The sequence below is a fragment of the Halomonas sp. LES1 genome (genome assembly GCF_031846005.1).
Taxonomy (GTDB): domain Bacteria; phylum Pseudomonadota; class Gammaproteobacteria; order Pseudomonadales; family Halomonadaceae; genus Halomonas.
On record NZ_JAVRGC010000004.1, the window covers coordinates 129427 to 155537 of the forward strand.

Annotated in this window: 24 protein-coding genes; 20 read left to right on the plus strand and 4 right to left on the minus strand. The window is 66.5% G+C overall.

All coding sequences use genetic code 11. The annotated features are described in order from the left end of the window. Positions 1 to 237: 237 nt before the first annotated feature. From RM463_RS10940 to bktB, 4 genes are read left to right on the plus strand one after another with little or no spacing between them, the layout of a single operon-like run. On the plus strand, positions 238 to 1464 hold the full coding sequence (locus RM463_RS10940) for an ABC transporter substrate-binding protein (RefSeq protein ID WP_311430036.1): 1227 nt from the start codon (positions 238 to 240) through the stop codon (positions 1462 to 1464). 44 nt (positions 1465 to 1508) lie between these two features. Continuing rightward, a complete protein-coding gene (locus RM463_RS10945; RefSeq protein ID WP_311430037.1) occupies positions 1509 to 3053 on the plus strand; it encodes an acyl-CoA synthetase in 1545 nt (514 codons plus the stop codon). Between the two features lie 23 nt (positions 3054 to 3076). Beyond that, positions 3077 to 4204 carry an acyl-CoA dehydrogenase family protein gene (locus RM463_RS10950; RefSeq protein WP_311430142.1) on the plus strand — a complete coding sequence of 376 codons (1128 nt, stop codon included), beginning with the start codon at positions 3077 to 3079 and terminating at the stop codon, positions 4202 to 4204. Positions 4205 to 4220: 16 nt separating this feature from the next. Further along, positions 4221 to 5408 carry a beta-ketothiolase BktB gene (gene bktB, locus RM463_RS10955; RefSeq protein WP_311430038.1) on the plus strand — a complete coding sequence of 396 codons (1188 nt, stop codon included), beginning with the start codon at positions 4221 to 4223 and terminating at the stop codon, positions 5406 to 5408. 121 nt (positions 5409 to 5529) lie between these two features. On the opposite strand, the gene RM463_RS10960 is transcribed toward bktB, so the two are convergent. Then, the gene (locus RM463_RS10960) at positions 5530 to 6540 is read right to left on the minus strand and encodes an AraC family transcriptional regulator ligand-binding domain-containing protein (RefSeq protein WP_311430039.1); all 1011 of its coding nucleotides are present in this window, start codon (positions 6538 to 6540) and stop codon (positions 5530 to 5532) included. A 161-nt stretch (positions 6541 to 6701) separates the two neighbouring features. Here RM463_RS10960 and RM463_RS10965 point away from each other — a divergent pair, with 161 nt between their 5' ends. The 12 genes from RM463_RS10965 to RM463_RS11020 all read left to right on the plus strand — a co-directional run bounded on the left by RM463_RS10965 (position 6702) and on the right by RM463_RS11020 (position 20756). Beyond that, entirely contained in the window at positions 6702 to 7388 is a 687-nt protein-coding gene (locus tag RM463_RS10965; RefSeq protein WP_311430040.1) for an ABC transporter ATP-binding protein, read from the plus strand. Next, positions 7388 to 9898, plus strand: a complete 2511-nt coding sequence (locus tag RM463_RS10970) for an ABC transporter permease (protein WP_311430041.1) — start codon at positions 7388 to 7390, stop codon at positions 9896 to 9898. Before RM463_RS10965 ends, RM463_RS10970 begins: the two co-directional genes overlap by 1 nt. Positions 9899 to 10369: 471 nt before the next feature. Further along, on the plus strand, positions 10370 to 11512 hold the full coding sequence (locus tag RM463_RS10975) for an amine dehydrogenase large subunit (protein WP_311430042.1): 1143 nt from the start codon (positions 10370 to 10372) through the stop codon (positions 11510 to 11512). Between the two features lie 10 nt (positions 11513 to 11522). Further along, positions 11523 to 12062 carry a MauE/DoxX family redox-associated membrane protein gene (locus RM463_RS10980; RefSeq protein ID WP_311430043.1) on the plus strand — a complete coding sequence of 180 codons (540 nt, stop codon included), beginning with the start codon at positions 11523 to 11525 and terminating at the stop codon, positions 12060 to 12062. Between the two features lie 16 nt (positions 12063 to 12078). Beyond that, the gene (gene mauD / locus RM463_RS10985) at positions 12079 to 12666 is read left to right on the plus strand and encodes a methylamine dehydrogenase accessory protein MauD (protein ID WP_229333161.1); all 588 of its coding nucleotides are present in this window, start codon (positions 12079 to 12081) and stop codon (positions 12664 to 12666) included. Between the two features lie 52 nt (positions 12667 to 12718). Beyond that, complete coding sequence (locus RM463_RS10990) at positions 12719 to 13243, plus strand: methylamine dehydrogenase light chain (protein ID WP_161422942.1); 525 nt, start codon at positions 12719 to 12721, stop codon at positions 13241 to 13243. Between the two features lie 8 nt (positions 13244 to 13251). Next, on the plus strand, positions 13252 to 13794 hold the full coding sequence (locus tag RM463_RS10995) for a cytochrome C (protein ID WP_311430044.1): 543 nt from the start codon (positions 13252 to 13254) through the stop codon (positions 13792 to 13794). A 54-nt stretch (positions 13795 to 13848) separates the two neighbouring features. Next, positions 13849 to 15723, plus strand: a complete 1875-nt coding sequence (locus RM463_RS11000; RefSeq protein WP_311430045.1) for an FAD-dependent oxidoreductase — start codon at positions 13849 to 13851, stop codon at positions 15721 to 15723. Between the two features lie 15 nt (positions 15724 to 15738). Then, positions 15739 to 16230: a cytochrome c3 family protein gene (locus RM463_RS11005; RefSeq protein ID WP_311430046.1), complete on the plus strand. Its 492-nt coding sequence runs from the start codon at positions 15739 to 15741 to the stop codon at positions 16228 to 16230. A 145-nt stretch (positions 16231 to 16375) separates the two neighbouring features. After that, positions 16376 to 17575, plus strand: a complete 1200-nt coding sequence (locus tag RM463_RS11010; protein ID WP_311430047.1) for a lipocalin-like domain-containing protein — start codon at positions 16376 to 16378, stop codon at positions 17573 to 17575. A gap of 185 nt (positions 17576 to 17760) precedes the next feature. After that, a complete protein-coding gene (locus RM463_RS11015; protein ID WP_311430048.1) occupies positions 17761 to 19977 on the plus strand; it encodes a TonB-dependent siderophore receptor in 2217 nt (738 codons plus the stop codon). 98 nt (positions 19978 to 20075) lie between these two features. Beyond that, positions 20076 to 20756, plus strand: coding sequence for a Fe2+-dependent dioxygenase (locus RM463_RS11020; protein ID WP_195689528.1), 681 nt, complete (start codon positions 20076 to 20078; stop codon positions 20754 to 20756). 166 nt (positions 20757 to 20922) lie between these two features. Here RM463_RS11020 and RM463_RS11025 read toward each other — a convergent pair whose 3' ends face one another. Together RM463_RS11025 and gloA are read right to left on the minus strand one after the other, a co-directional pair. Next, positions 20923 to 21891, minus strand: coding sequence for an ABC transporter substrate-binding protein (locus RM463_RS11025; protein ID WP_311430049.1), 969 nt, complete (start codon positions 21889 to 21891; stop codon positions 20923 to 20925). Between the two features lie 157 nt (positions 21892 to 22048). Further along, complete coding sequence (gene gloA / locus RM463_RS11030) at positions 22049 to 22537, minus strand: lactoylglutathione lyase (protein WP_311430050.1); 489 nt, start codon at positions 22535 to 22537, stop codon at positions 22049 to 22051. Positions 22538 to 22815: 278 nt separating this feature from the next. On the opposite strand from gloA, the gene RM463_RS11035 reads away from it, so the two are divergent. The 4 genes from RM463_RS11035 to RM463_RS11050 are packed head-to-tail and all read left to right on the plus strand — an operon-like array spanning position 22816 to position 25823. Further along, positions 22816 to 23160 (plus strand): hypothetical protein, encoded by a 345-nt coding sequence (locus tag RM463_RS11035; RefSeq protein WP_195689532.1) that lies wholly within the window; start codon positions 22816 to 22818, stop codon positions 23158 to 23160. 52 nt (positions 23161 to 23212) lie between these two features. Beyond that, positions 23213 to 23719, plus strand: coding sequence for a C40 family peptidase (locus RM463_RS11040; RefSeq protein WP_311430051.1), 507 nt, complete (start codon positions 23213 to 23215; stop codon positions 23717 to 23719). A gap of 41 nt (positions 23720 to 23760) precedes the next feature. Next, the gene (locus tag RM463_RS11045) at positions 23761 to 24441 is read left to right on the plus strand and encodes a response regulator transcription factor (protein WP_311430052.1); all 681 of its coding nucleotides are present in this window, start codon (positions 23761 to 23763) and stop codon (positions 24439 to 24441) included. Then, positions 24438 to 25823 carry an ATP-binding protein gene (locus tag RM463_RS11050; protein WP_311430053.1) on the plus strand — a complete coding sequence of 462 codons (1386 nt, stop codon included), beginning with the start codon at positions 24438 to 24440 and terminating at the stop codon, positions 25821 to 25823. Before RM463_RS11045 ends, RM463_RS11050 begins: the two co-directional genes overlap by 4 nt. A gap of 26 nt (positions 25824 to 25849) precedes the next feature. On the opposite strand, the gene RM463_RS11055 is transcribed toward RM463_RS11050, so the two are convergent. Next, entirely contained in the window at positions 25850 to 26017 is a 168-nt protein-coding gene (locus tag RM463_RS11055) for a hypothetical protein (protein WP_195689536.1), read from the minus strand. Positions 26018 to 26111: the final 94 nt, after the last annotated feature.

The following is a 26111-nucleotide window of genomic DNA, read 5'->3' on the forward strand; positions in this document are numbered from 1 at the left end:
TTCGGGCGCCTCCTTGCGTTATTGGGGGTCTCATATCTTGGCCGTATATGTCGACTAACCGAGGCCTTGATTCCGCCAGTACGGCGATACGGCCGGAAAATTGGCAGTAAATGCAAAAATCCTGGCCCGATAGATCAACCCCTTCCCGATCTTTGTTCCTACCATGGGTCACGGGGCACCGGTTCACCACCCGCTCCAAGATCGACAACAACAACGCAAAAACGCAAAGGCACCCACATGATCCCTACCCGCACGTTTGCCCTCGGCACTCTCGCCGCCTCCATGCTGCTCGCCTCCCAGTCCGCTACCGCCGCCATCACCGATAACGAGATCCGCATCGGCTACCTGGCCGACATGACCGGTGCCTACCGAGATCCCATCGGCCCCCTGGGCGAGGATGCCATCCGGATGGCCATCGAGGACATGGGAGGCAAGGTGGCCGGTGCCAAGGTGGTGCTGTTCAGTGCCGATGACCGCAATAGCCCCGACGTGGGCTCCAGCGTGGTACGCGAGTGGATCGACGAACGCAACGTGGACATGGTGACCGGCCTGGTGGCCTCCTCGGTAACGCTTGCCACCGTCAAGCTCCTCGAGGAGGAGAACCGCCTGGGACTGGTCAACGGTGCGGTCTCCTCGAGCATCACCAACGAAAGCTGCTCACCCAACCATGTCCACTGGGTCTACGACACCTGGGCCATGTCCAACGGCACTGCCAGTGCCATCACCCAGAAAGGCAACACCGACTGGTACCTGCTGAGCGCCGACTACTCCTTCGGCCACGCCCTGGAGCGCGATGTCGCGCGAGTGGTGGAGGAGAGTGGCGGCAACGTGGTCGGCAGCATCCGCCACCCCTTCCCCAGCAGCGACTTTTCGTCGTACATGCTGCAGGCCCAGGCCTCTGGTGCCGATGTTATCGCCCTCAACAACGCGGGCTCCGACACCATCAATGCCATTCGTACCGCCGGTCAGTTCGGATTGACACAGGCGGGCCAGATCCTGGCCGGCATGGTGCTGTTCAGCACCGACGTGCGCAGCCTCGGCCTCGAGGCCGCCCAGGGTCTGCAGTTCACCACCGCCTGGTTCCACGATATCGATGACGAGGCCCGCGCCTGGGCCGAGCGCTTCCGCGAGCGCACCGGCAGCATGCCCACTCAGGTTCATGCCGGCCTCTACTCCAGCACCCTGCACTATCTGCAGGCCATCGAGTCGACCGCCACCGATGAGGCCCAGGCGGTACGCGCCCAGATGGCGGCAACTCCGATCGACGATATCTTCGCCAGCGGCGGCTATATCCGCGAGGACGGGCGCATGGTTCATGACATGTACCTGGTGGAGGTGAAGTCACCGCAGGAAGCCGCCGACGAGGACGATCTCTTCCGCCTGGTACGCACCATTCCCGCCGCCGAAGCGTTTCGGCCCCTGGACCAGAGCGACTGCCGCCTGATCAAGCACAGCGATGCCTGACGCCCCTCTCCCCCCAACAAGACAGCACAACTCGTGGAGATGAGATGACCATGCAGAACCGCATCCAGCAGCACACCATCGGCGCCGCCCTGGGGCGCACCGCCCGCAAGCACGCCGCACGTTCGGCACTGATCTTCAACGATCGCCAGTGGAGCTATGGCGAACTCGACCGGGCAGTCAACCGGGTGGCCAATCGCCTGCTGGCCCTGGGCCTCGAGCCCGGGGATCGCCTGGCGGTCTACGGCAAGAATTCCGACGCCTATGTGATCGCCTGGCTGGCCGCCACCCGTGCCGGCCTGGTGCATGTGCCGATCAATTTCGCCCTGAGCAGCGAGGAGCTCAGCTATATCCTCGAACAGTCCGGTGCCAGCGGCCTGCTGAGCGATCTCAGCCTGGTCGACAAGGTGGAGGCCGCCTGCCGAGGCCATGACCTGGTGCTTTCCGGTACCCTGCATGCTCAGGAGGGTGACGATTTCGATGTGATTCGGGAGGCCCTCGGCACGGGTGATGCCTCCGAGCCCGAGGTCATGCTCGATAGCCAGAGCCTGGCCCAGCTGCTCTACACCTCGGGCACAACCGCCGCCCCCAAGGCGGCGATGATGACCCACCAGGCCCTGCTCGCCGAGTACATGGCCTGCATGGTGGAGCTGGATATCAAGGCCGACGAGCCGATGCTGGCCGCCCTGCCCCTCTATCACTCGGCACAGATGCACGTCTTCCTGATGCCGGCCCTGCTGCTGGGCGCACCGATACACCTTCGCGAGGCGCCGGCCCCGGACGACTGCCTGGCACAGATCCAGCGCCACGGCATCGTGTCATTCTTCGCCCCGCCTACCGTGTGGATCGGCCTGCTGCGCCACCCGGAGTTCGATCGACATGATCTCGGCCACCTGAAGAAGGCCTACTACGGTGCCTCGATCATGCCGGTTCCGGTGGTGGAGGAGCTGCATCGCCGCATCCCCGGCGTAGGGCTCTACAACTGCTACGGCCAGAGCGAGATCGCCCCGCTGGCCACGGTGCTGCGTCCCGAGGAGCACGATGCCAGGCCGGCCTCGGCGGGGCGCCCCATCCTCACCGTGGAAACCCGCATCGTCGACGCCGAGATGAACGACGTACCGGCCGGGGAGCAGGGCGAGATCATTCATCGCTCGCCTCAACTGCTCACCGGCTACTGGGGCAAGCCCGAGATGACCGAAGAGGCGTTTCTTGGCGGCTGGTTCCACTCTGGCGATGTGGGCTACCTCGATGAGGAGGGCTATCTGTTCATCGTCGATCGCATCAAGGACGTGATCAATACCGGGGGTGTGCTGGTGGCCAGTCGCGAGGTGGAAGACGTGATGTTCCAGCACCCCGCCGTCTCCGAGGTAGCCGTGATCGGGCTGCCGGATGAGAAGTGGATCGAGGCGATTACCGCCGTGGTGGTGCTCAGGGAGGGTGAGGAAGTCAGCGAGGAGGCGCTGATCGAGCATGCTCGAGCCCGCATGGCGCACTACAAGGTACCCAAGCAGATTCACTTCAGTGATGCACTGCCCAAGAGCACCGCCGGCAAGATTCTCAAGCGACACCTGCGCAAGGAGCTTCACCCGTGATCGTGAGTACACCACAGGACGAGATGACCCCGCTGTTTCACGACATGATCTGCCGCTTCCTCGAACAGGAGGTCACCCCCCACTACGAGGCCTGGGAGGAAGCCGGCGAGATGCCTCGCGCACTCTGGCGCCAGATGGGTGAGGCGGGGCTGTTGGGTATCGACATGCCGGAGGCCCTGGGTGGGGCCGGTGCCGACGTCGCCATTACCCAGCTGGTCATCGAGGAGATCTCGCGGCATGGCTTCGGCGGGCTGGCCAGCGCCTACAACATCCACGCCAATATCGTCATGCCCTATCTGCTGCATATCGCCTCCCCGGCACAACAGCGGCGCTGGCTTCCCTCCATGGCCAGTGGCGAGGCGATTGGCGCCATCGCCATGACCGAGCCCGGGGCCGGCAGTGACCTGGCGGCCATCAAGACCCGGGCCCGGCGTACCGCAGCGGGCTGGCGCCTGGAGGGCAGCAAGATCTTCATCACCAACGGCCAGGTGGCCGATCTGGTGATCGTCTGTGCCAAGACCGATCCCGATGCCGGCGCCAGGGGCGTCTCGCTGTTTCTGGTCGACACCTCGCTGCCCGGCTTCACTCGTGGTCAGCCGATCAAGAAGATCGGCCAGCACGCCAGCGACACCGCCGAGCTGTTCTTCGACGGCATCGAGCTGCCCGAGGATGCCCTGCTCGGTGAGGAAGGCGCCGGCTTTGCCTACCTGATGCAGGAGTTGCCCCGGGAGCGCCTCGGCGTCGGCGCCCAGGCACTGGGCGCCATGCAGGGCGCACTGGAGCTGACGCTCGAGTACGTGAAGGAGCGCCGCGCCTTCGGCCAGCGGGTGGGCGATTTCCAGAATACCCGCTTCACCCTGGCCGAGGTGCGGGCGGATATCGACATGGGCCGTGCCTATCTCGAGAAGTGCATGGCCCAGTATCGCCTGGGCACCATGGGCCCTACCGAGGCAGCCATCCTCAAGCTGCGCCTCACCGAAATGCAGTGCGCCACCGCCAATACCTGCCTGCAGCTGTTCGGTGGCTATGGCTATACCCGCGAATACCCCATCTCACGCTTCTACCTGGATGCCCGGGTGCAGACCATCTACGCCGGCACCTCGGAAATCATGAAAGAAGTCGTCGCCCGCTCGCTGCTGGGCAAGGCCTGAACCTGGAGGGTCCCTTATGTACCTCGATTCCGTTGTTATCCTGGACGGCGCCCGCACCGCCATCGGCGGCTTTGGCGGCAGCCTCGCGGGGCTGGCCCCCCATGAGCTCGGCACCCTCACCGCTCGGGAGGCATTGAAGCGCGCCGGGGTCGAGGCCGAAGCGATCGATCACGCCGTCTACGGCCATATCATCACCACCGGCCCCGAGGACGCCTATCTGGCACGCCATATCGCCCGGGATGCCGGCGTTCCCGATGCCGCCGGCGCCTTCAACGTCAACCGCCTGTGTGGCTCCGGCGTACAAGCACTGCTGTCGGCGGCCCAGCAGATCGCCCTGGGCGATAGCCGCTTCGCCCTGTCGGGCGGTGCCGAGTCCATGAGCCGCGGGGCCTATCTGCTGCCACCCCAGGCGCGTAGCGGCTTGCGCATGGGCCACGCCGAGGTGACCGACCTGACCCTGGGCATTCTCAGCGACCCCTTCGGCAGTGGCCATATGGGCGTTACCGCCGAAAACATCGCCAGCCGCTGCGGACTGAGCCGGGAGACGGTCGACCGGTTTGCCATGCAGAGTCACCACAAGGCGGCCCGAGCCATCGCCGAGGGGCGCTTTACCGAGCAGATCGTGCCGGTCACCGTGCGTGAGGGGAAGCAGGAGCGCGTCTTCGAGCGTGACGAGCATGTGCGCGACGGCGTCACCCTGGAGGAGCTCGCCCGCCTCCGGCCCGCCTTCCAGAAGGAGGGCCTGGTCACCGCCGGCAACGCCTCGGGTCTCAACGATGGCGCGGCAAGCCTGGTGCTGGCCCATGCCGACGAGGCGGAACGCCAGGGCCTGAGGCCCCGGGCACGGCTGCGCGTGGGCACCAGCGCCGGAGTCGAGCCACACCTGATGGGGCTGGGGCCGATTCCCGCGGTACGCCGCTGCCTCGAGCAGGCCGGCCTCTCCATCAACGATATGGATGTCATCGAATCCAACGAGGCCTTCGCCGCCCAGGCCATCGCCGTCGCCGATGCGCTGGAGTTCCCCGCCGACAAACTCAACCCCAATGGCGGTGCGGTGGGCCTCGGCCATCCGGTGGGCGCCACCGGGGCCATCCTGGTGATCAAGGCGCTGGCCGAGCTGGAGCGTATCGATGGCCGCTACGGCCTGATCACGCTCTGCATCGGTGGCGGCCAGGGCATCGCGCTGTTGATCGAGCGCTGCTGATACATGAGTTGCTTCAGGGTGGTGTGCATGGCCGGGCCCAGCCAGGTCATTGAGCTGCGTCCTGCAAGCGATGAAGTGCCCGTTGCCGGTGTGTCCGACGACAAGTTCGGCAAAGACATCGTCAGCTGGCATGGGCCAATGCCGCCCGCCGGTAGGCGGCGGGCGTATCACCGGTCCAGCTACGAAAGGCGCGGCTGAAGCAGGCCTGATCCTCGAAGCCGAGCCGCTGGGCGATACTCGCGAGAGGCTGGTCGCTGCGAGTCAGGGCCTGCACGGCGACATCGCGTCGGCACTCGTCCTTCACCGCCTGAAAGCGCGTGCCCTCCGCGGCCAGGTGGCGCGACAGGGTTCGCACCGACATATGCAGCGCCTCGGCTACCTCGGCCACCCCGGCGGCATAGGCATCTTGGCGAGTCAGGTGCTCGCGCACCCGGTGGGAGAGCAGCCGCTCCTCGAAGGAGACATAGAACCAGTCCGCCGGGGCACGCTGCAGAAAGGCGCCCAGGTGACGCTTGGTCTGGCGGATCGGCTCGTCGAGCACCGCCCGATCGAAGTAGATCGCGGTCTGGGGGCGATCGAAGAGTAGCCGGCCGGGATAGAAGTAGCGGTAGTCGGCGCTATGCGCGGGCTGGGGGTAGGCGCACTCCAGGGTGATCGGCGGAATCTTGCGGGCGATCATCCAGGAGGCGATGCCATGCCAGAGCTTGAGCATCAGCTCATGCACCAGGATGCGGCTGCCCGCCGGCGGGCGATGTTCCACCAGGCCGATCCGCACCAGGTCATCGGCATGACTGACCTCGTAGCCAAAATCATCGAGCAGGATATGGAAGAACAGCCGATAGCGGTGCAGGGCCACCTTGAGGGTGGGCGCCTCCAGCAGACTCAGGCAGAGCAGCTTGAGGGTGCCGCCTCGCAGCGGCCGCGAGAAGAAGCCCGGGGTCTCGTCGTCACACTCGTTGACCAGCAGTCGGTAGAGGGTGGCAAACTGCCCGACGGTCACCCGGCCATGTGACGACTCCAGCAGCCGCGGCGATATGCCGGCGCGCCGCAGCAGGCTGGCTCGCTCGGCCGCCATGCCCGGCACACCATGGAATAGCTCACCAACGAAATGCCGTGACACCGTCACCGTCATGCTCTTCGTCTCCCTCTTGCCATCCGGCCCATGAGTGCTTGGTTATACCCGATCATGGCGTCGGTCACACTCCTCCCACCGTCGTCTGGGGCTGGCACGGGTTCTGTGCCACCATTCCAGGCTGGACCGCATCCGCTCACTCCAGCGTCTGGGAGGCCGCCATGCTCGAGTTTCACCAGGTCTACAAGGCCTACACCACCCCTCAAGGGCCCCTCGAGGTGCTGCGTGGCGTCGACCTGACGCTGGAGGCGGGCCAGAGCCTGGCGCTGATGGGCGAGTCGGGCAGCGGCAAGTCCACCCTGCTGCATCTGGCCGCCGGGCTCGACCTGCCGGATAGCGGCGAGGTGCGCCTGGGGGGCCGAGCGGTCTCCACGCTCGGCGAGCCCGAGCGCGCCAGGCTGCGCCGCGAGAGGTTGGGGCTGGTCTTCCAGCAGTTCCACCTGGTGCCCAGCCTCAGCGTGATCGACAACCTGCGCCTGCAGGCGCGCCTGGCCGGCGTGGAGAGGAGTGCCTGGTCGAGGGAGCTGATCGAGCGGCTGGGGCTGGCCGGGCTGGAGGGGCGCTATCCCGAGCAGCTCTCCGGCGGCCAGCAGCAGCGCCTGGCCATCGGCCGCGCCCTGGCGCCACGCCCCTCTCTGCTGCTCGCCGACGAGCCCACCGGCAATCTGGATGAGGGCAGCGCCGACGCTATCCTGGCGCTGTTGCTGGAGCTGGTCCGCGACACCGGCTGTGCGCTGCTGATGGTGACCCACAGCCCGAGAGTCGCCGCCCCTCTCGATCGCCGCCTGGTGCTCTCGCACGCCCGGCTGGCCTCGTCGCAACAGGCCGCACAGGAGGCCACACCGTGATGGCCACCCCGCTTGCCACCCTGCTCGCCACCCTGCTCTCCCACTACCGCCGCCACCCCGGCCAGCTGGCCATGCTGCTGCTGGGCCTGTGGGTGGCCAGCGCCCTGTGGAGCGGCGTGCAGGCGATCAATGCCTCGGCCAAGGAGAGCTATGCTCGGGCCGAGGCGCTGTTCACCACCCGCCTCGACCGCCTGGAGCGACTCGATGGCGCCCCCCTGACCCGTGACGACTACCTCGCCCTGCGCCGCCAGGGCCTGCCGGTCTCCCCGCTGCTGGAGGGCGAGCTCACCGCACCCGACGGCACCCGCCTGACGCTGATCGGCATCGACCCCCTGACCCTGCCCGGCGACAGCGCCTTCGCCACCGCCAACAGCACCGGTGAGCTGACCGGTTTCCTGACGCCGCCCTGGCAGACGCGCATCGCCCCGGACACCCTGCCGGCCCTGGGCCTGGCACTCGATGAAGCGCCGGGCGCGACACCGACCCTGGGGGCGGGGCGACTGCCGCCGCTCTTTCTGGCCCCCTCGCTGCCACCCCACACGCTGGTGATGGATATCGCCGCGGCGGCCAGGCTGCTCGAGAGCGGCGCGACCCTGAGCCGACTGGTCAACGCCCCGGGGGCGCTGGAGGTGGCCCCGGCGGGCCTCACCCTGACCCGTTCGACCCACCTGGTCTCGCCGGGCCAGCTGACCCAGAGCTTCCACCTCAACCTCACCGCCCTGGCCCTGCTGGCGCTGATCGTTGGCCTGTTTATCGTCCAGGCGGCCCTGGGCCTGGCCCTGGAGCAGCGTCTGGAGATGCTGCGCACCCTGCGCGCCCTGGGAGTGTCGGGTCGCGCCCTGGTGGCCGGCCTGGCCCTGGAGCTGCTGCTGTTTGGCGTTATCGGTGCCCTGGCCGGCATCGCCGGCGGGGTGTGGCTGGCCCGGGCGCTGCTGCCCGACGTGGCCGCCACCCTGGGCAGCCTCTACGGTGCCGGGGTGGGTGTGGAGCTGCGCCTGCCCTGGCACTACTGGTTCGGCGGCCTGGCGGTCACCCTGGGGGGCCTGCTGCTGGCCGGCACCGGGGTACTGTGGCGAGCCGCCCGCCTGTCGGTGCTCGACCTCGGCCGCGCCCAGGCATGGCGCACCGGCTACCAGCGCCAGCTGTGGCGCATGACCCTGGCCGGCGGAGTCGTCGCGCTGAGCGGCCTGGGGCTATGGACCTGGCTGTCGCGACAGCCCGCCGGCGAGGGGCTAGCGGCGGGGTTTGCCCTGATGGCCGCCATGCTGCTGCTGGGGGCGCTATGGCTGCCGCCGCTGCTGGCCGCGGCCCTGGCGGGGCTTGCGCGCCTGGCCCGCCGGCGCCCGCTGGCCCAGTGGGCGCTCGCCGATCTGCAGCTGCAGCTACCGCGGCTGTCGCTGTCGCTGATGGCGCTGCTGATCGCGCTCTCGGCAAGCCTGGGGGTCAACAGCATGGTCGGCGGCTTCCGCCTGACCTTCCTGGAGTGGCTCGATCAGCGGCTGGTGGCCGACCTCTACCTGGACCCACCGGCGGAACGCTTCGACGCGGTGCACGCCTGGTTGGGCGAGCGTGCGGAAGTGGAGGAGCGCCTGGCCACCCGCCAGGGCGAGAGCACCCTGCTGGCGGTGAGCGGCGATTCGGGGGAGCGCCCCCTGGAGGTGCCGGTCTCGCTATTCGGCCTGACCCCGGGGAAAAGCCTGACCCCGACCTGGCCGCTGCTGGAGACCCACCAGGATGTGACGGCGGCCTGGGCGTCGCTGCGAGACGGGGCCGCCTTTATCAACGAGCAGCTGGCCATCGCCGAGGGGCTCGCCCCCGGGGATCGCCTGACCCTGGCCTCATCCGGCGGCCGGGAGATCCTTCAGGTGGCGGCGATCTATCCCGACTACGGCAACCCGCGGGGCGAGGTGCTGATGACCGCCGACGAGCTGGGCAGGCGTTTCGCCGCCCCAGCGGACTCCATCGGCATCGTGCTGACCCGCGGCGCCGATGCCGAGGCCCTCGCCGCGGCGCTGGGCCGCGAGTTCGCCCTGGGTCGTGATGCCCTGCGCGACCAGGCCGAGGTCAAGCGCATCGCCACCGGCATCTTCGAGCGCACCTTCACCATCACCCGCGCCCTCAACACCCTGACCCTGGCGGTGGCCGCCCTGGCGCTGCTGGCCAGCCTGCTCGCCCAGGCCCGCGAGCGACGCCGGCGGCTGGCGCCGATGTGGGCCCTGGGCGTGCCGAGGGGCCGGCTGCTTCGGGTCCAGCTCGCCCAGCTGGGTGGCGCGGCACTGGCGGTGGGCCTGGTTGCCGTGCCGCTGGGCATCGCCATCACCTGGGGGCTGGTGGCGGTGATCAACGTGGCCGCCTTCGGCTGGCGGCTGCCGCTGCATCTCTTTCCTGGAGAGATCGCCCTGACCCTGGCCACCGCCGTGGTGGTGGCGCTGCTCGCCGCGACGCTGCCGGCACTGCGCCTGTGGCGCACGCCACCCCGGGCGCTGCTGGCCGAGGAGCAGGCCTCTTGAGTGACGCTCGCCCCGGGCACTCAGGCGCCCCGATGCGGGCCCGCCCTTCGGGTTAGCGCAGTTGCCAACAGGGTAATGTGAAAGGCGACAGGGTCTGTCTCCGGAACAGTCTGAGCGGTGCTGCTCTCCGCGAGAGTGCTGGCCTGCCCTCGGCGCTAGTAGAAAATCACGGAATCACCATGCCACCTAGGTCCAACCCCTCGACTCGGGGCAGTGGTAGATGACGCAACGTCACTGCTGCTGCCCTTCTCCACATTATTGCCCCATGGCAACAATATCATTCCCTGCTGCAACGGTGCGGAGTGATGCCCTTTGCTATACCAGAGGCTGCAAGGCAATAAAACTAATATAAAAAAAGGCCGGAACAGCATATGCCTTCAATTGAGTCATGCCGGCGACCGTCATCTCGATACGGCAGAAATATTGACCGGCAGTCGTTCGCTTAATAATTCAACAAGAAAGGAAGACAGGATGCTCAAGAAGTCCCTCTATCGCACGGGGCTGGCCGTGTCGCTAAGCTCCCTGCTCATATCGACCGCCTGGGCCCAGCTGGCGAGAGAAAGCTATTCGATCGAGATCCTCGACGAACCGGATCAACACCGCACCTATATCGTCGACAACAACTTCACCCATGCGCTCTCCACCCGCATTCGCGTCGTCGATCCCGACGAGCAGAAACTTCTCGGCACCATATCGACGGGTTATATGGCTCCCATGGTGCTGTCTCACGATAAAAGCACGATATATACGGCCGATATCTTCTACGCTCGCGGCACCCGCGGCGAGCGCACCGATGTCCTGACCGCCACGGACGCACAAACGCTGAACCCTCTGTGGGAAGTCGAACTCCCCGCCAAGCTCGCCAACATGTTGACCGAGCTGTACATGCTGACCATCAGCGATGACGACCGCTTCGTCTACGCCTACAACTTCACGCCGGCGACCTCGATCACCGTCGTCGATGTGAAGAACCAGGAGATGGTCAATGAGATCGAGATTCCGGGCTGCATGCTCAACTACCCGGTGGGCGATCGCGCCTTCGCCTCCATCTGCGGCGATGGCACCCTGCAGAAGGTGGTGATCGACGACCAGGGGCAGGAGGTCAGTCGTAGCAAGACGCGGTTCTTCGACCCCGACGAAGAGCTGATGAATGAACGGGCCATTCTCAACGGGGACACCTACTACTTCACCACCACCGATGGCGTGATCCAGCCGGTGCATATCGTCGATGGCGAGCTTCAGGCCGGCGAGCGCTGGTCGCTGTTCGGTGAAGATCACCAGCAGGAAAACTGGGGTGTCGGTGGCTGGCAACTACTGGCCGCCTCCCCTCACCTGAACCGTCTCTATGCGCTGGTACACTCTGATCATGAGCCACGCAAGTGGGAAGACCCCAGCGACACTGTCTGGGCCTACGACCTGGAGAGTGGCGAGAAGGTCGGCGAGATCACGTTTCCCAACCACGTCTGGAGCATTCATGTCACCAAGGATGAGTCGCCGCTGCTGCTCGGAGGCACGGTAGAGGGTGACATGGAGGTCTACGACCTCTCCCAGAATAGCCATGTGGCCACCATGGAAGAGATCGCCGGCACCCCCATCCTGATGCTGAGCCACTAAGGGGGACGGCATGACACTCTATCCCGTTTTTACCCTGGCGCTCTCGGCCATCCTGGCCGTCATCCTGCTGAGCGCCGCGATGCACAAGCTGCGGGCTCCCCAGCGCTTTCGGCGACAGCTGGATGACTACGCGCTGCTGCCCCCAGGCAGCCTAAGGATCGTTGCCCGCACGGTACCGGCGCTGGAAATCGCCCTGGCCATCCTGCTGCTGACCCCTGCCCTGCGCGTGGTCGGCGCCCTCGGCACGGCGCTGCTGCTGGGCGGCTATGCCGGTGCGATGGCCATCAACCTGTGGCGCGGGCGCAGCGACATCGACTGTGGCTGCAGTGGCCCGGGGATGGAGCGCCCGCTGAGCCCGGCCCTGCTGTGGCGCAATGCCCTGCTGGTGCTGATGGCACTGCTGGCCGCCCTGCCCACCCACACGCATCCCCTGGGCGGCTTCGATCTGTTCCTGATCCTGGCCTGCAGCCTGATGGGATTGATGATCTACACCTCGGTTGAGGGTCTCCTGGCCAATCGGCCACGTCTCAATGCACTACAAGGAAAATAACGCTATGGATGCCAACATGATCTCGCACATCCTGCTCTGGATCGGCCTCATCGCCCTGGCCCTGGTGGTGGTGGCACTGGTACGACAAATCGGCGTGCTTCACGCCCGCATCGCCCCCGCCGGCGCCCTGATCCTGGACAAGGGTGTCGAGGTGAACAACCCCGCCCCTCAAGTGACCTCCGCCGACCGGCACGGCAGGCCGGTCAACGTCGGCTACAAGGGCGAGCGCGGCCAGCTGCTGTTCTTCCTGTCGCCCACCTGTCCGGTGTGCAAGTCGCTGCTGCCGACGCTGCGCTCGCTGGGCAAGACCTATCGCCAGGAGCTCGAGGTGATCTACGTCAGTGACGGTGATCAAGAACAGCAGATGGAGCTGATCAAGCAGCACCACCTCGAGGATGCCCGCTATGTCATCGGGCCGGAGATCGGCATGACCTATCAGATCGGCAAGCTGCCCTATGCCGTGCTGATCGATGCCGAGGGCGTGCTCAAGGCCAAGGGACTCGTCAACAACCGCGAGCATCTGGAGAGCCTGTTCGAGGCCCAGACGATGGGCGTCGGCACGCTGCAGGAATACATGCGCCAGCAGACCGCGGCGACTCAATAACAGGCACAACAACGCACACAACAACAAGCACAACAACAGGAGGACCGCTCACATGAGCCTACTCGACCGCCTCTTCGAACGTACCTCACGCCGTGTGGCCCACTCCACCTCCCGCCGCAACACCCTGTTCAAGCTGGGCTCCTGGATGGTGGCCGGTAGCGCCCTGCCGCTGATCCTGCCCATCGACCGCAGCGCCGGCAACGCCCATGCGGCCGAGAAGGGCGAACCCGGCGACCCGGGCGATCCCACCTCGTGCGACTACTGGCGCTACTGCTCCATCGACGGCTACCTGTGCAGCTGCTGTGGTGGCAGCAAGACCTCCTGCCCCCCGGGCACCGATATTTCCCGGGTGGCCTGGGTGGGCACCTGCCGCAACCCGGCGGACGGTCGCGACTACATCATTTCCTACAACGACTGCTGTGGAAACCAGCCGTGCGGCAAGTGTGCCTGTAACCGTAACGACAGCGAGCAGCCGATCTACCGGCCGTTCAACAACAACGACATCAACTGGTGCATCGGTGCGGAGAGCAACACCTATGTCTGCACCATCACGGTCATTCAAGGGGTAGCCACCTGATTGCCATGATGACGCTACGTATTTCCAACGGAGCCAGAACGCTGGTGGGACTATTCAGCTTGATCGCGGCCAGCTCGCTGGCCGCACAAAGCCTGCCCATGCCCAACACCAAGCCGGCACCGGGCAACGAGATACGACCGGCCCCACCACACCAGATGGCCTACCGCCCCGAGGTCTACTACCGGCTCGAATGTGGCGGCTGCCACCTGGGCGATGGCGAAGGCAAGCGCAAGAATGACATCCCCCGCATGAAGGACTTCGTCGGCCACTTCCTGTCGGTCGAAGGGGGGCGGGAGTTTCTCGTCCAGGTGCCCGGCTCGGCCTACTCGAGCTTCGCCGACGACCAGCTGGCCGAGTTGATCAACTGGATCATCACCGACGGCATCGCCGGCACCAGCAAACCCGAGGAGTTCACGCCCTACACCGCCGAGGAGGTGGCGGCACTGCGTGCCCAGCCGCTCGGCAAGGTCGAGGAGACCCGCGATGTGCTGCTCGACCGCATGCGGGCCAAGGACATTGCCATTCATGATGGCCTCAAGGATCGCCCCTAGCGGCAGCGCCGCAAGGGGCGGCCCTTGCCCAGGCCGACAACGGAGAGCTCACGCGTGGCAACGCCGATAGTCATCGGCGCCGGGCCTGCCGGCATGCACCTGGCGCGCCGGCTGGCCCGGCACGAGGAGGTGCTGGTGCTGGACGCCGACCCCGATAGCCCCCAGGCCACCGAGGCGCGTCCGCAACTGCTTGCCCATCTATCCTTCGATCCCTCCCACTCCGCTCGCGTGTCTCCGGACACGCCCACGAACCCCGGCCCCTTGCCGCCGACAGCAGGGCTCCGTCTGCTTTCCGGACGCCGGGCGGTAAGGATCGACCGGAATAACCACCGTGTCATCGACGAGACCGGCCAGGCCCATGATTACTCTCGCCTGTTCCTCGCCCTGGGCGCCTCGCCCCGCTGGCCCACGCTCCTCGGAAGCCGGCTCGCCGGAGTGCAGACCCTCTATACCCGCCGCCAGCTCGACACCCTGCTCGACGCCCTGGATCATCGGGAACCTCTGCTGATCGTGGGCGGCGGCCTGCTCGCCGTCGAGCTCGCCGCCCTGGCGGCAGAGCGTGTCAGCGTCACCCTGGTCGCCCGCCGCCGGCTACTGGGACGCTACCTAAGCCCCGACATCGGCGCCAGCGTCGTTCGGCATCTCGAGAAACGCGGTGCCCGGGTGCTGGAGCAGGCGCCGCCGCACCGCCTGCTGGGCCGTCACAGGGTGACCGGCGTGGCGCTGGCAGACGGCCGGACCCTGATGACACGACGCATCGTGCTGGCCTGCGGCATCACCCCCAATACGCGACTGGCCCGGGAGGCGGGGCTCGCCACCGACGCGGGCATCCTGGTCAATGCCGACATGCGTAGCCCCAGTGACCCCAGGATCTTCGCCGTGGGCGACTGTGCCCAGCCGCCCTGGCCATCGATGCGGGGCAATATCACTCAGGTCCTTCACCTCGCCGATCTGGCCCTCGCCACGGTCGGTGGCGAGCCGCCACCGGCGCCCCCGGAAGGGCTGCATCGGGAGTGCCGGCTGGGAAACGACACCCGGCTGGTCGTGGCCGGGACCCACCCGCCATCGGTCTCGACCTCAAGCGCTACACCCACCAAGGGGGAGACGCTCACGGCTCGACGCGGAGGCCGCGTACTGCGCGCGACGCTACATCAGCAGCGCCTCGTTGCCTTCGAGGCACTGCTGCCCTCCCCTCAGGCCAGGCGACTCACCGAGCGCTGGTCGGACCGTGGGGCACTCTGCCAAACGGACATGGTGGGACTGCGCTGGCTGGCCTGGCTGCCACCGCGCCGCCCCTCCGACCCCCTGATCTGTCGCTGTGCCGGTGTTCGCCACTCGGCCATTCGGGCGGCCATCGCCGAGCACGGCGGCGAGACGGCGATGATCCGCCGGGCCACCCGGGCGGGCGACTACTGCGGCAACTGCCTCGATGAGATCGCCAGCCTGGCCGGCCGACGCCCGTGGCGCAGCCGCCTGATGCGCTGGTCGATGGCGGTGGCGACACTACTCCTCGCCGGCGTGCTGGGGGCGCTGCCGGTCTGGTCGGTTCCCGACAGCGTGCTCCCGGCGCATGCCTTCACGGCCTACCGCCTGATGACCGATGCCATCGTCCGGGAGCTCAGCGGCTATCTGCTGCTCCTCGCCATCCTGCTGACGCTGGTGATCCGCGGCGGCCCCCGCCGCTACTGGTGGCATGGCCTGCTGGGGGGCGGTGCCCTGCTGCTGATGCCCCTGCACGCCCTGGGCGGCCTTTCCAGCGGCGCCGGCCTGAATGCCGGACTCGTCGCACTGGTGCTGCTGGTCGTGCTGAGCGGTGCCCTGGCGATGCTGCACCGACGGCGGCTCCTGCTGCGGCTCGGCCATCGGGTCGCCACGCTGCTCCTGCTGGCGGCGACCCTGCTGCATCTGGTGTTCATCTATCAATATTGAGGGCGCATACCGACGATGATCTCCAGCCAACGCCTTCTGTTTATCGGCCTGTTGCTGGCCCTGCTGGCCGGCGCCGCCCTGCTGATGCTGGGTCAATGGCAGCACGCGGCCAGCCCGGCACCGCTCTCCCGGGGGCATGCCGGCCTCGAGTGCGCCGACTGCCATCTCGACATCAACAGCAGTCAGGCCACGCTGAGCATCGGCTGCCAGGGCTGCCACGAGGAAGTGCTCGGCGAGCAGCGAGCCCACTCGCCAGAGTACCTCTCCGTCGTTGGCCGCGGTGACTCCCCCTGGCACACCCGACCGGATGGCTGCCTGGACTGCCATAACGGGCATGTTCGCGCCGGTGACGGCTTCGCCAGCGCGCTGCCCGCCGATCAATGCACGCTATGCCATGCCGGCATCGTCACCGAACACGACTATCACCTGGGGCTCGACTTCAACAGCTGCGCAAGCTGCCACCGCTATCATGACCGGGTCATCTCCCGGCCCAGGCCCGCTGACTAGCCGGGCGTTGTGCCGCTTCCGGGCTACGAGGCACCCCTCGCTTACAGCGAGCCGTCATGCCGTTCCCACCGGCAGGCGACGGCGCTACTGTTAGGGGGCATCATCCTAGGGACCATCTTTGCATCTACCTCGAGGAGCGATACGCATGCCGGTTCGTGCTATCTGGCGGTCTTGGCGGCCGGTATTGTTGCTGGGATCACTGCTGGGGGCCCTTCTGGCCATGACCGGGTGCGACGACGCCTCACCCGAGCGCTCGAGCGCCGGCTTCGCCGGACTGGGCGAGAGCGATGGCGGTTTCATGCAGGCCAGCCCCGACACGCCACTGCACTTTCCCGCGGATCATGGCTCGCACCCCGGCTACCGCATCGAGTGGTGGTATCTCACCGCCAACCTGGAGGATGAGCAGGGCGAACCGCTGGGGCTGCAGTGGACCCTGTTCCGCCAGGCGCTGCTGCCACCTGGAGCACCACCCGGGGAGACGCCCTCCGAGCCGGCCCCCTGGGTGGCCGACCAGCTCTGGATGGCGCATATGGCCGTCTCCCGGGGTGGGCAGCACGCCGTCAGCGAGCGCTTCGCGCGCAGCCACTCGGCGCCCCCTCCCCAACAGGCGGCCAGCCAGGCCGGCGCGACCGCCCACCCCTTCCGGGCCTGGATCGACGACTGGTCGCTGGCCAGCGATGTCAGTGACCCCGAGGCCGACACCTTCGAGCGGCTGAGGCTCACCGCCTTCGACGGCAAAGGCGACAAACGCTTCGGCTATCGCCTCGAGCTGACGGCGGAGGGGCCCCTGGTGCGGCATGGCGACAGCGGCTTCAGCCAGAAGTCGGCCGACGGTCAGGGCTCCCACTACTACAGCCAACCCTTCTGGCGTATCGAGGGCGAGGTGACCCTGGCCGGCGAGACACGCGAGGTCAGCGGTCGGGGCTGGCTCGACCGCGAATGGAGCAGCCAGCTGCTGAGCCCCGACCAGACGGGATGGGACTGGTTCTCGCTGCATCTCGACAGCGGCAACCGCCTGATGGCCTTCCGGTTGCGTGGCGGCGGAGACGACGGCGGTGACTACCGCTCCGGCAGCTGGATCCTGGCGGATGGTACCACCCATCCGCTGGGTTCGCAGGAGCTGGCGATGACCCCGCTGGCCACCACCCGCGTGGCGGGCCACGAGATGCCAACCCGCTGGCGTTTGAAGGTGCCCAAACGCGACCTCGACCTGATCGTAGAGGCGCCCCATGCCGAGCGCTGGATGGAGACCACCGTGCCCTACTGGGAGGGCGAGGTGATCGCCCGCGATCATGATGGCGGCGAGCAGCTGGGAGTGGGCTATCTGGAGATGACCGGCTACTGAGTGGCCACCCGGCTGTCCAACTGCGCAACTGCCCAACTGCCCAACTGCGCCACTACCGAACTATCCAACTACCCAACCGGGAATATGGAAAAAAAGTGATTGACTGTGCAGTTGGTGCAAATGAGAATGTGTCTCCTTCTGATAATAGTTCTCTTCCACCACCTCCCCTGACAAGGAACTGTGCAGTGAAACCTGGCATCACCTCCGTCCAACGCACCCCCTACCGTCTTCTGGCCTCGGCGGCGGGTCTCGCCATGGCGTCGGCCGCCGCCCCCGCCATGGCCCAGTCCAGTGAGGCGGTAGAGCTCGACTCGCTGACGGTGATCGGCGAGTACAGCGATACCGGCTACAAGAGCGAGCGTTCGGCATCCGGCAAGTACGTCAAGCCGCTGCTGGATACCCCCCAGACGGTCAGCGTGGTGCCCGAGCAGGTGATCGAGGAGCAGCAGGCGCTGAGCCTGCGCCAGGTGCTCTCCAACGTGTCGGGCATCACCTTCGATGCCGGCGAGGGCGGCGGCGGCTCGGGTGACAAGATCAACATCCGTGGCTTCAGCGCCAACGCCAACATGAAGGTGGATGGCCTGCGCGACAGCAGCCAGAACAACCGCAGCGACATGTTCAACACCGAGCGCGTCGAGGTGATCAAGGGCCCGAGTTCGGTATTCGGCGGCGCGGGCACCGCCGGCGGGGTGGTCAATATGATCAGCAAGACCCCCAAGAACCGCAGCTTCGTGGATGCCGGCCTGGGACTGGGCAGCGACGACTACCGCCGCCTGACCCTCGATGCCAACCAGACGCTGGATGGCGTGGGGCAAGACAGTGCCCTGCGCCTGAACCTGATGGCCCATGAAAATGACGTGCCGGGCCGCGATGATATCGGTCGCGAGCGCCTTGGCATCGCCCCCTCGCTGACCCTGGGGCTGAGCGATGCCACCCGTGCGACCCTGAGCTATGTCTACCAGAAGGATGACAACCTGCCGGACTACGGCCTGCCGGCGGAGAACGGCAGGGTGCTGTCCGGCGTCGACCACGAGGCCTACTACGGCTGGCGCAACCTCGATGAGGAGAGGATCGAGAGCAATATCGCCACGCTCACCCTGGAGCACGACTTCAGCGACAGGACCTGGCTGGAGAACAAGACGCGCTACACCCACCTCGACCGCGATACCACCATTTCGGCGGCGCACGTCGATCGCGACGGCCTGGCGCCGGGACGTTACAAGCCGGCAGGCCCCCAGGCCTACCGACGGGACGTGACCACGGAGATGTGGATCAACCAGACCCACCTGACCACCCGCTTCGACACCGCGGGCTTCGAGCATGAGCTGCTGGTGGGCGCCGAGGTGTCCCGCGAGACCTACGACCGCACGGCCTCCAATCTGGGGTTGGGTAGCGATGCGCACCCCTACCCCGACGGTGGCTATGACCTCTCCAACCCGCCGGGCCGCTGGGATGGCGACACCACCTATACGCCGCGTGGCGCCAACGAGGCCACACTGAACAATCAGGCGCTCTATGTATTCGATACCATCACCCTGGACCCGCAGTGGGATCTGAGCCTGGGCCTGCGCCACGACTGGATCGACGGCGAGGCGATCGACAAGGAGAGCAACGAGCGTCAATCCACCCGCGACAAGGAGCTCAGCGGGCGCGCCGGGGTGGTCTACAAGCCAGCAGACAACGGCCGCGTCTACCTGGCCTACGGCACCTCCTTTGCTCCCTCCGCGGAAAACCTGGCCACCTCGGGCGGCCTGCCCCGGGGCAATGGTGGCGAGAACCTGTCGCCCGAGGAGAGCTCGACCTGGGAACTGGGCACCAAGTGGGAGTTCATGGAGGGTCGGCTGGGCCTGGAGGGTGCGCTGTTCCGGGTCGACAAGGACAACGTTCGCGAACAGGATGCCAACGACGACCTCCGGCTGGCCGGCGAGCAGCGGGTACAGGGGGTCGAGCTGGGGATCACCGGCCAGCTCACCGATGCCTGGGGCGTCTATGCCAACTACACCTATCTCGACAGCGAGACACGCAAGTCGATCGCCGAGCCTCAGACCAACGGCCGTGATCCTGTCGGTCACTCCCTGGGCAACACGCCGGATCACAGCTTCAACCTGTGGACGACCTACGATATCGCCCCGAACCTCCAGCTGGGCTATGGCGCCCGCTACGTGGGCGAGCGACAGGTCGCCTCCGACGTGGCCGGCACCGTGGACAGCTACTGGTTGCACAACGCCATGCTGGCCTATCGGGTGACCGACAACCTCAGCGCCCAGTTCAACGTCAACAACCTGTTCGACGAGGAGTATGTCGAGCGCGTGCGTCCGCGCCCCGGCACCGCATCGCGCAGCTCGGCAGTGGAGATCGGCGACGGTCGCGCGGGCATCCTGACCCTCGACTATCGCTTCTGACCCAGCGCTTCTGATCGACCGGCAGTGACGACAGCTGTCTTTCCTCGCCCGACCCCGCTCAGAGGTCGGGCACGCTTCATTCAAGAGGGTCGTGACCCATGATGCTGCATATTCCCGAGGTGCTCGATAAGACGCAGGTCGCCGAGTGCCGCGAGCTGCTCCTCCAGGCGCCCTGGCAGGACGGCAAGTCCACCGCCGGCTTCCAGTCGGCACTGGCCAAGCACAACCTGCAGCTGCCGGAGGAGGCCGAAGTGGCCCAGCGGCTGAGCAGGGTGGTACTGGCGGCGCTGGAGCGCCATCCGCTGTTTGTCGCCGGCGCCCTGCCGGCCAGGATATTTCCGCCGCTGTTCAACTGCTATCAGGGCGGGCAGTCGTTCGGACTGCATGTGGACAACGCCATGCGCATGGATCGCCGGCGCGGCGAGTACCTGCGCACCGATCTGTCGGCCACGCTGTTCTTCAGCGAGCCGGAGAGCTACGACGGCGGCGAGCTGGTCGTCGAGGACACCTATGGTGCGCACAGCGTCAAGCTGCCGGCGGGGGATCTGATCCTCTATCCCGCCTCCAGCCTGCATCGGGTCACCCCGGTGACCCGTGGCGCGCGCCTCGGCGCCTTCTTCTGGATTCAGAGCATGGTCCGCGACGAGGGCCAGCGCAGCCTGCTGTTCGACCTGGACACGGCCATCCAGCAGACCCATCAACAGCTCGGGGCCGACCATGCGACCAGCATTCAGCTGACCGGGGTCTACCACAATCTGCTGCGTCGCTGGGCACTCTAGGTATGTAAGTCCACGAGGTCAGGCGCTCCTGGCGAATTGCAGTCCCACCATCATGCCGGCACCGCCACCGAACGGCGTGATGCTGGTTCACCATGCTTCCAAAGACATCAAGGCCGCCCGTAGGCGGCCTTGATGCGGCAACGAGGGCAGCGCCTCATCGGGCGGTTCAGGCGTCGGGAATCTCCAGCGTTTCCTGAATCACCGGCCAGGCTTCCTTGCCACCGTCACGGGTGGTCACGCCCTCCAGGAAGGCCTTGACCCGCTCGGGGTTGTCGCGCAGCCACTCCAGTGCGACCTCCTCGGGCGGGCGCTCCTCGAAGCTGAAGCCGTAGATCATCGCACTCTGGTCGTCGGCGCTGAACACCAGCTGGTCGAGCAACCGGGTAGCATTGGGGTTCGTTTCGGCGAAGCGGCTGGTAACCAGCGAGATAACGTCGCTGCGGCCACCATCCGGCCCCCAGGCATCCTCTGGGTCATCGAGGAAGCGGATGTCGTATTCGATGGTCATCCAGTGGGGCGTCCAGGCGTAGAAGACGATCCACTCATCCTTGGCCATGGCCGCCCGCGCCTGGCTGAGCATGCCGGGTGTCGACGTTTCCGACAGTTCCCACTCGTCGAGGCAGTAGGTGCCGTTGTCCTGCATCTCGGCCAGCAGATTGCTGGTCCCCGAGCCCACCTCGATGGAGTAGAGCGTGCCGCCGGCCTTGTCCCGCAGCTCTTCACTGCAGAGATCCTCGGCCGAGGTGTAGCCTTCGTCATGGATGTAGGTGGGTACCACGAAGCCCAGTCGTGCACCGTCGACGTTGGTGCCCAGATCGACCAGCGGATTGTCGCTCTGCATGGCGGTGTCGTACATGCCCTGCTGGGCCGGCAGCCAGGCGGCCAGGTAGGCGTCGAGCTCACCCTGGCCAAGTGCCTGATAGGTGATGGTGGACCCCACCTCCTGTGACCGACTCTCATACCCCAGTGCATTCAGCAGCTGTGAGGCGAGCTCGGTCTTGACCGTCACGCCGGGCCAGGGCGGCACGGAGAAGCGTACCGTGGCAGGCTCCTCGGCCTGGGCGGTCATGGCCAGCGGAGCGGCCAGCAGGGCGCCAGCCAGGGCCAGGGTGATAGGTCGACGTGGCAAGTTCATCGGGTCTCCTTGGCAGATCATGCCATGAATGGACGTGAGCTCACCTTATCGCCCTCCAGCGTGGAGGGCAAAGACGCCCCCTTCCACGAAATGCCTCTCCGCCGATGCGGTCTCAGTCACCCATCGCGGCAAGGCGGTCGGCCTGAACCACCTCGATTCAGTAGCCATCGGCGTCCTTCACGAACACCACGTTCTTCATCTTGCCCTGGTCGGAGCGCTTGATGAACTCGACATCGTTGGCGTCGAACCACGCCTCGGCCGCCTCGAGATCCGGCACGCTGAAGCAGATATGTCCGAAGCCCTGGGGCTCGGCATTGCCGTCATGATAGGCGAAGTCCTGCTGCTCCTCGGTGCCCCAGTTGTGGGTCAGCTCCAGCAGCCCCTTCTGGCTGAAGGTCCAGACGGTACGTTGGCCGGCCTCTGCCGGCACGGCGTCACCCTCCTCCATGCGGGCCAGGAAGTAGAGCGAGAACTGCATCTCCTCGAAATCGAGGCGGCGCACCACCGACATGCCGAACACCCGCGAGTAGAAGGCCAGGGCCTTCTCGGGGTCCTTGACCCGCAGCATGGTGTGATTGAGGCGGAATCCCTCGGTCTCGGCCGTGGGGGCCTGTACCCCGGGATGCTGTTCACCCTGGAAGCTCATGGATCACTCCTGTTTTGCGCGAATGTAAGCATAGATATGGGGGCGAAGACGGCGGTTTTCCAGCCAGGTCAATCTGCATAAGAACAACACACAGCAGCTATACATAAGCACTATATGTAAAAGCTATACAATGCATCACCTTTACGCCTTCTCACTCCGAAAATTGCCAGAAAAAGGCCAACTTCGGCTTGAGTGGCGCCACAATAGCTCTACACTTCCTATACAGGGATGATGCTTTCCGCTTGCCATTCGGCTGAATCAACCTTAGAGGCCTCCCCATGAACGCCCATGCCTACGACCTTCACGACCGTATCACCCTGAAACAGCTGGCCAACGCCCTGAACCACGGCTTCACGCCTGTCGTCGAGATAGAGTCCATGGATGGCATCTATACGGTGCGCTTCCATCACGGCACAGGCGTCTGTGAGCTCGCCGACGCAAAGGGCAACACTCGCACCTTCCTGGGTACCGGAGAGATTCGCGATCTGCTTGGCAATCTGGGGCTGAGCCACGGGGTATTGACCTGGTCCGATCAGTGCGGCGACGAGATGATCGGGGTGCCCGGCCATGCCGTGACCCCCGATGAAATGCTTGCCTATGGCACGCGCATCGCCTTCCGTTAGTGCGTTCGCCGGACTAGGCTAGGGGCGAACTTGCCGCCCGCGTGGAGCTCGAATGCCCCCTTTCCTCTCCGTTTATCTACCTCCGGTATCGATACGACTGATCGCTCTGCTGTTGCCCCTGATGCTGCTTACCGGCTGTGCCGGCAAGCAGCTGGCGGTGGAGGACCCGCCGCCTCACGAAGGGCTCTCCATCGATCGCGTGCTGATACTCGCCGCGGCCGAGCGCACCCTGGGCACACCCTATCGCTTCGGCGGCAACACCCCCTCAGGGGTCGACTGTTCGGGCCTGGTGCAGCTGGCCTACCAGGCCGCGGGCATTGCCGTCCCACGCACCGCCGACGCCCAGTTTCGCCAACTGCCGAAGGTGGACCGCGCCCGCCCGGGCGACCTGCTGTTCTTCGACACCAGCGGAGGCGGCAAGGCCAGCCATGTCGGCATCTATCGCGGCAATGGGCAAATGATCCATGCCCCCGGTCGTGGCCGCCGAGTGGAGACCTCGCCGGTGGAGATCGATTACTGGCAGGAGCGCTTTCTGGGCGCCGCCGCCCTGGCACCCTGATCTCCAGTTTGACAAGCCAGCCCCCAAGGAGAGAACAACCGATGCGCATCCTGCTGGTGGAGGATGATCCAAGCCTGGCCGCGGGCATCCGCCTGGCCCTCAAGCCGGAACACTACACCGTGGACCATCTTGGCGACGGGGCCATGGCCCTCGCCGCCCTGCAGGGCGACGAGCCCTTCGATGCCGTGATTCTCGATCTTGGCCTGCCGGGGCTCGACGGCATGCGGGTGCTGGAGGCCGTGCGGCGGAGCGGCAATCGGGTGCCGGTGCTGGTGCTCACCGCCCGGGATGCCGTGGATGACCGTATCGAAGGCCTCGATGCCGGCGCCGACGACTACCTGGTCAAGCCCTTCGAGGTCGCCGAACTCAAGGCGCGGCTGCGCGCCCTGCTGCGCCGCAGCCAGGGCCAGGCCACACCGCTGCTGGAGTGCCGCGGCATCCAGCTCGACTCCACCAGACGCCAGGTGAGCTACCAGGGCCAGGAGATCACCCTGTCACGCCGTGAGTTCACCCTGCTTCAGGAGTTCATGAGCCATCCGGGGCGGGTCTTTACCCGCGATACCCTGACCCGCCTGGTCTACGGCTGGGAGGAGGACGTGGAGAGCAATGCCATCGAGGTGCATGTCCATCATCTGCGTCGCAAGCTGTTCCCTGGCCTGATCCGCACGGTACGCGGCATCGGCTATGTGCTGGACCGTGCGCCTCAGGAGGCCGGAGCGTGAGCTCCATTCGTCGCCGTACCCTGGGACTGGTACTGCTGGTATTCGGCGTCAGCATGCTGGCCATCGGCCTGGTCAGCTACCGCTACGCCGCCCACGAGATCGAGGAACTCTATGATGCCAGCCTGGCCCAGAGCGCCCGCCTGCTGGAAGGGCTTATCCAGGCACCACTGCCGGAGGGGCAGCGACAGGCACTGCTGGCCAGCCTCGAGAGTGCCCTGCTGCGAGCCGAGCAGTCGGACAAGCGCTTGGCCGGCCATCGTTACGAGAGCAGGCTGGCCTTTCAAGTGTGGGAAGATGATCGACTGGTACTGCGATCGGCCAGCGCTCCGCCCGAGCCTTTCACCGATGCGCCCCCCGGCTATGCCAGCAGCCAGCGGGCGGACCATGACTGGCGGGTCTATATCCTCGACCTGCCCGAGTCGTCGCGGCGGGTGATGGTCGCCGAGCGTGATGACGTGCGCGGTGAGCTGATTCGCGCCGTGGCCCTGCGCACCCTGCTGCCGGACCTGATCGGCCTGCCCCTGCTGGCTCTGCTGCTGTGGTGGGCCACCGGCCGTGGGCTGCGGCCGCTATCGCGGCTGGCCGCGGCGATCCGCCAACGCGATCCCCACAACCTGCAGCCGCTGGTGATGCAGCCCCTGCCCCGGGAACTGGACACCATCGTCGGTGCCCTGAACCGCCTGCTGGAACGCATCCGGCATCTACGGGTACGCGAGAAGCGTTTTATCGCCGATGCCGCCCACGAGCTGCGCACCCCCCTGGCGGTACTCGACCTGCACGCCCAGAACGCCCTGGCCGCCGAGGACCCCGCCGACCGCCACGAGGCGCTGCAGGAGCTACGCGGCGGCGTGTCCCGAGCCACTCGGCTGGTCTCCCAGCTGCTGACCCTGGCACGCCTGGAGCCCGAAGAGGTGGAGCAGGAGGCGGCGCCACGTGTGGCGAGCAACTTGCTGATCGAGGTACGCGAGGCGCTGGCCGAGCTCTCACCGCTGGCCATCGAGCGAAACCAGACCCTGGACCTTGTCGCCGACGAGGCGGATGACTGGCAACTGGCCGCCGAGCCGGGCGCCATCGGTATCCTGGTGCAGAATCTGGTCGGCAACGCCCTGCGCTATAGCCCGGACGGCGGCCGGGTGACGGTGGCCCTGGAGGACGATACGGACCATCTGATGCTGCAGGTGGATGACCAGGGCCCGGGAATCCCCGCCGCGGAGCGCGAGCGCGTCACCGAGCGTTTCCATCGCGTCGGCCCCGGAGCCGGTGCCGGCCTGGGGCTATCCATCGTCGAGCGCCTGCTGGCCCGCCACGGCGGCACGCTCGATCTCGGACCCGCCCCCGGGGGTGGGCTGCGTGTCGTGGCGATGCTGCCCCGGGACGCCTGAGCTTCGCGTCCCTCCGCAACCTCCCCCTACTCGTCAGCCAACGACGCTTGCGGCTCCCCATCGGTCGACACTGTCTTCTCGCCCCCAGCCTCGTCCCCACCGAACGTCATCCCCAATACGCGCCTGTCGACATAGTGCAGCAGCCCTAGCTGAAAAAGCAGCACCAGGAAACACCAGAACAGTGCCTTGATCATGGCCCCCTCCTTTCGAAGGCTCACAGCCTTCATGCTTGTGATTGCGATTCCGCCGTCGACAGAGAAGGCGCCTTCGTCGTCAAGAACTCGACAG

Bases quoted from the DNA above. Each gene is read 5' to 3' on its own strand.
- RM463_RS10990 (WP_161422942.1), top strand. From the start codon at position 12,719: ATGAGCCTACTCGACCGCCTCTTCGAACGTACCTCACGCCGTGTGGCC.
- RM463_RS10970 (WP_311430041.1), top strand. From the start codon at position 7,388: ATGGCCACCCCGCTTGCCACCCTGCTCGCCACCCTGCTCTCCCACTAC.
- RM463_RS11020 (WP_195689528.1), top strand. From the start codon at position 20,076: ATGATGCTGCATATTCCCGAGGTGCTCGATAAGACGCAGGTCGCCGAG.
- RM463_RS10980 (WP_311430043.1), top strand. From the start codon at position 11,523: ATGACACTCTATCCCGTTTTTACCCTGGCGCTCTCGGCCATCCTGGCC.
- RM463_RS10960 (WP_311430039.1), bottom strand. From the start codon at position 6,540: ATGACGGTGACGGTGTCACGGCATTTCGTTGGTGAGCTATTCCATGGT.
- RM463_RS11025 (WP_311430049.1), bottom strand. From the start codon at position 21,891: ATGAACTTGCCACGTCGACCTATCACCCTGGCCCTGGCTGGCGCCCTG.
- RM463_RS10965 (WP_311430040.1), top strand. From the start codon at position 6,702: ATGCTCGAGTTTCACCAGGTCTACAAGGCCTACACCACCCCTCAAGGG.
- RM463_RS10940 (WP_311430036.1), top strand. From the start codon at position 238: ATGATCCCTACCCGCACGTTTGCCCTCGGCACTCTCGCCGCCTCCATG.
- RM463_RS10950 (WP_311430142.1), top strand. From the start codon at position 3,077: ATGACCCCGCTGTTTCACGACATGATCTGCCGCTTCCTCGAACAGGAG.
- mauD (WP_229333161.1), top strand. From the start codon at position 12,079: ATGATCTCGCACATCCTGCTCTGGATCGGCCTCATCGCCCTGGCCCTG.
- RM463_RS11040 (WP_311430051.1), top strand. From the start codon at position 23,213: ATGCCCCCTTTCCTCTCCGTTTATCTACCTCCGGTATCGATACGACTG.
- RM463_RS11005 (WP_311430046.1), top strand. From the start codon at position 15,739: ATGATCTCCAGCCAACGCCTTCTGTTTATCGGCCTGTTGCTGGCCCTG.
- gloA (WP_311430050.1), bottom strand. From the start codon at position 22,537: ATGAGCTTCCAGGGTGAACAGCATCCCGGGGTACAGGCCCCCACGGCC.
- RM463_RS11055 (WP_195689536.1), bottom strand. From the start codon at position 26,017: ATGATCAAGGCACTGTTCTGGTGTTTCCTGGTGCTGCTTTTTCAGCTA.
- RM463_RS10945 (WP_311430037.1), top strand. From the start codon at position 1,509: ATGACCATGCAGAACCGCATCCAGCAGCACACCATCGGCGCCGCCCTG.
- bktB (WP_311430038.1), top strand. From the start codon at position 4,221: ATGTACCTCGATTCCGTTGTTATCCTGGACGGCGCCCGCACCGCCATC.
- RM463_RS11045 (WP_311430052.1), top strand. From the start codon at position 23,761: ATGCGCATCCTGCTGGTGGAGGATGATCCAAGCCTGGCCGCGGGCATC.
- RM463_RS10975 (WP_311430042.1), top strand. From the start codon at position 10,370: ATGCTCAAGAAGTCCCTCTATCGCACGGGGCTGGCCGTGTCGCTAAGC.
- RM463_RS11035 (WP_195689532.1), top strand. From the start codon at position 22,816: ATGAACGCCCATGCCTACGACCTTCACGACCGTATCACCCTGAAACAG.
- RM463_RS11010 (WP_311430047.1), top strand. From the start codon at position 16,376: ATGCCGGTTCGTGCTATCTGGCGGTCTTGGCGGCCGGTATTGTTGCTG.
- RM463_RS10995 (WP_311430044.1), top strand. From the start codon at position 13,252: ATGACGCTACGTATTTCCAACGGAGCCAGAACGCTGGTGGGACTATTC.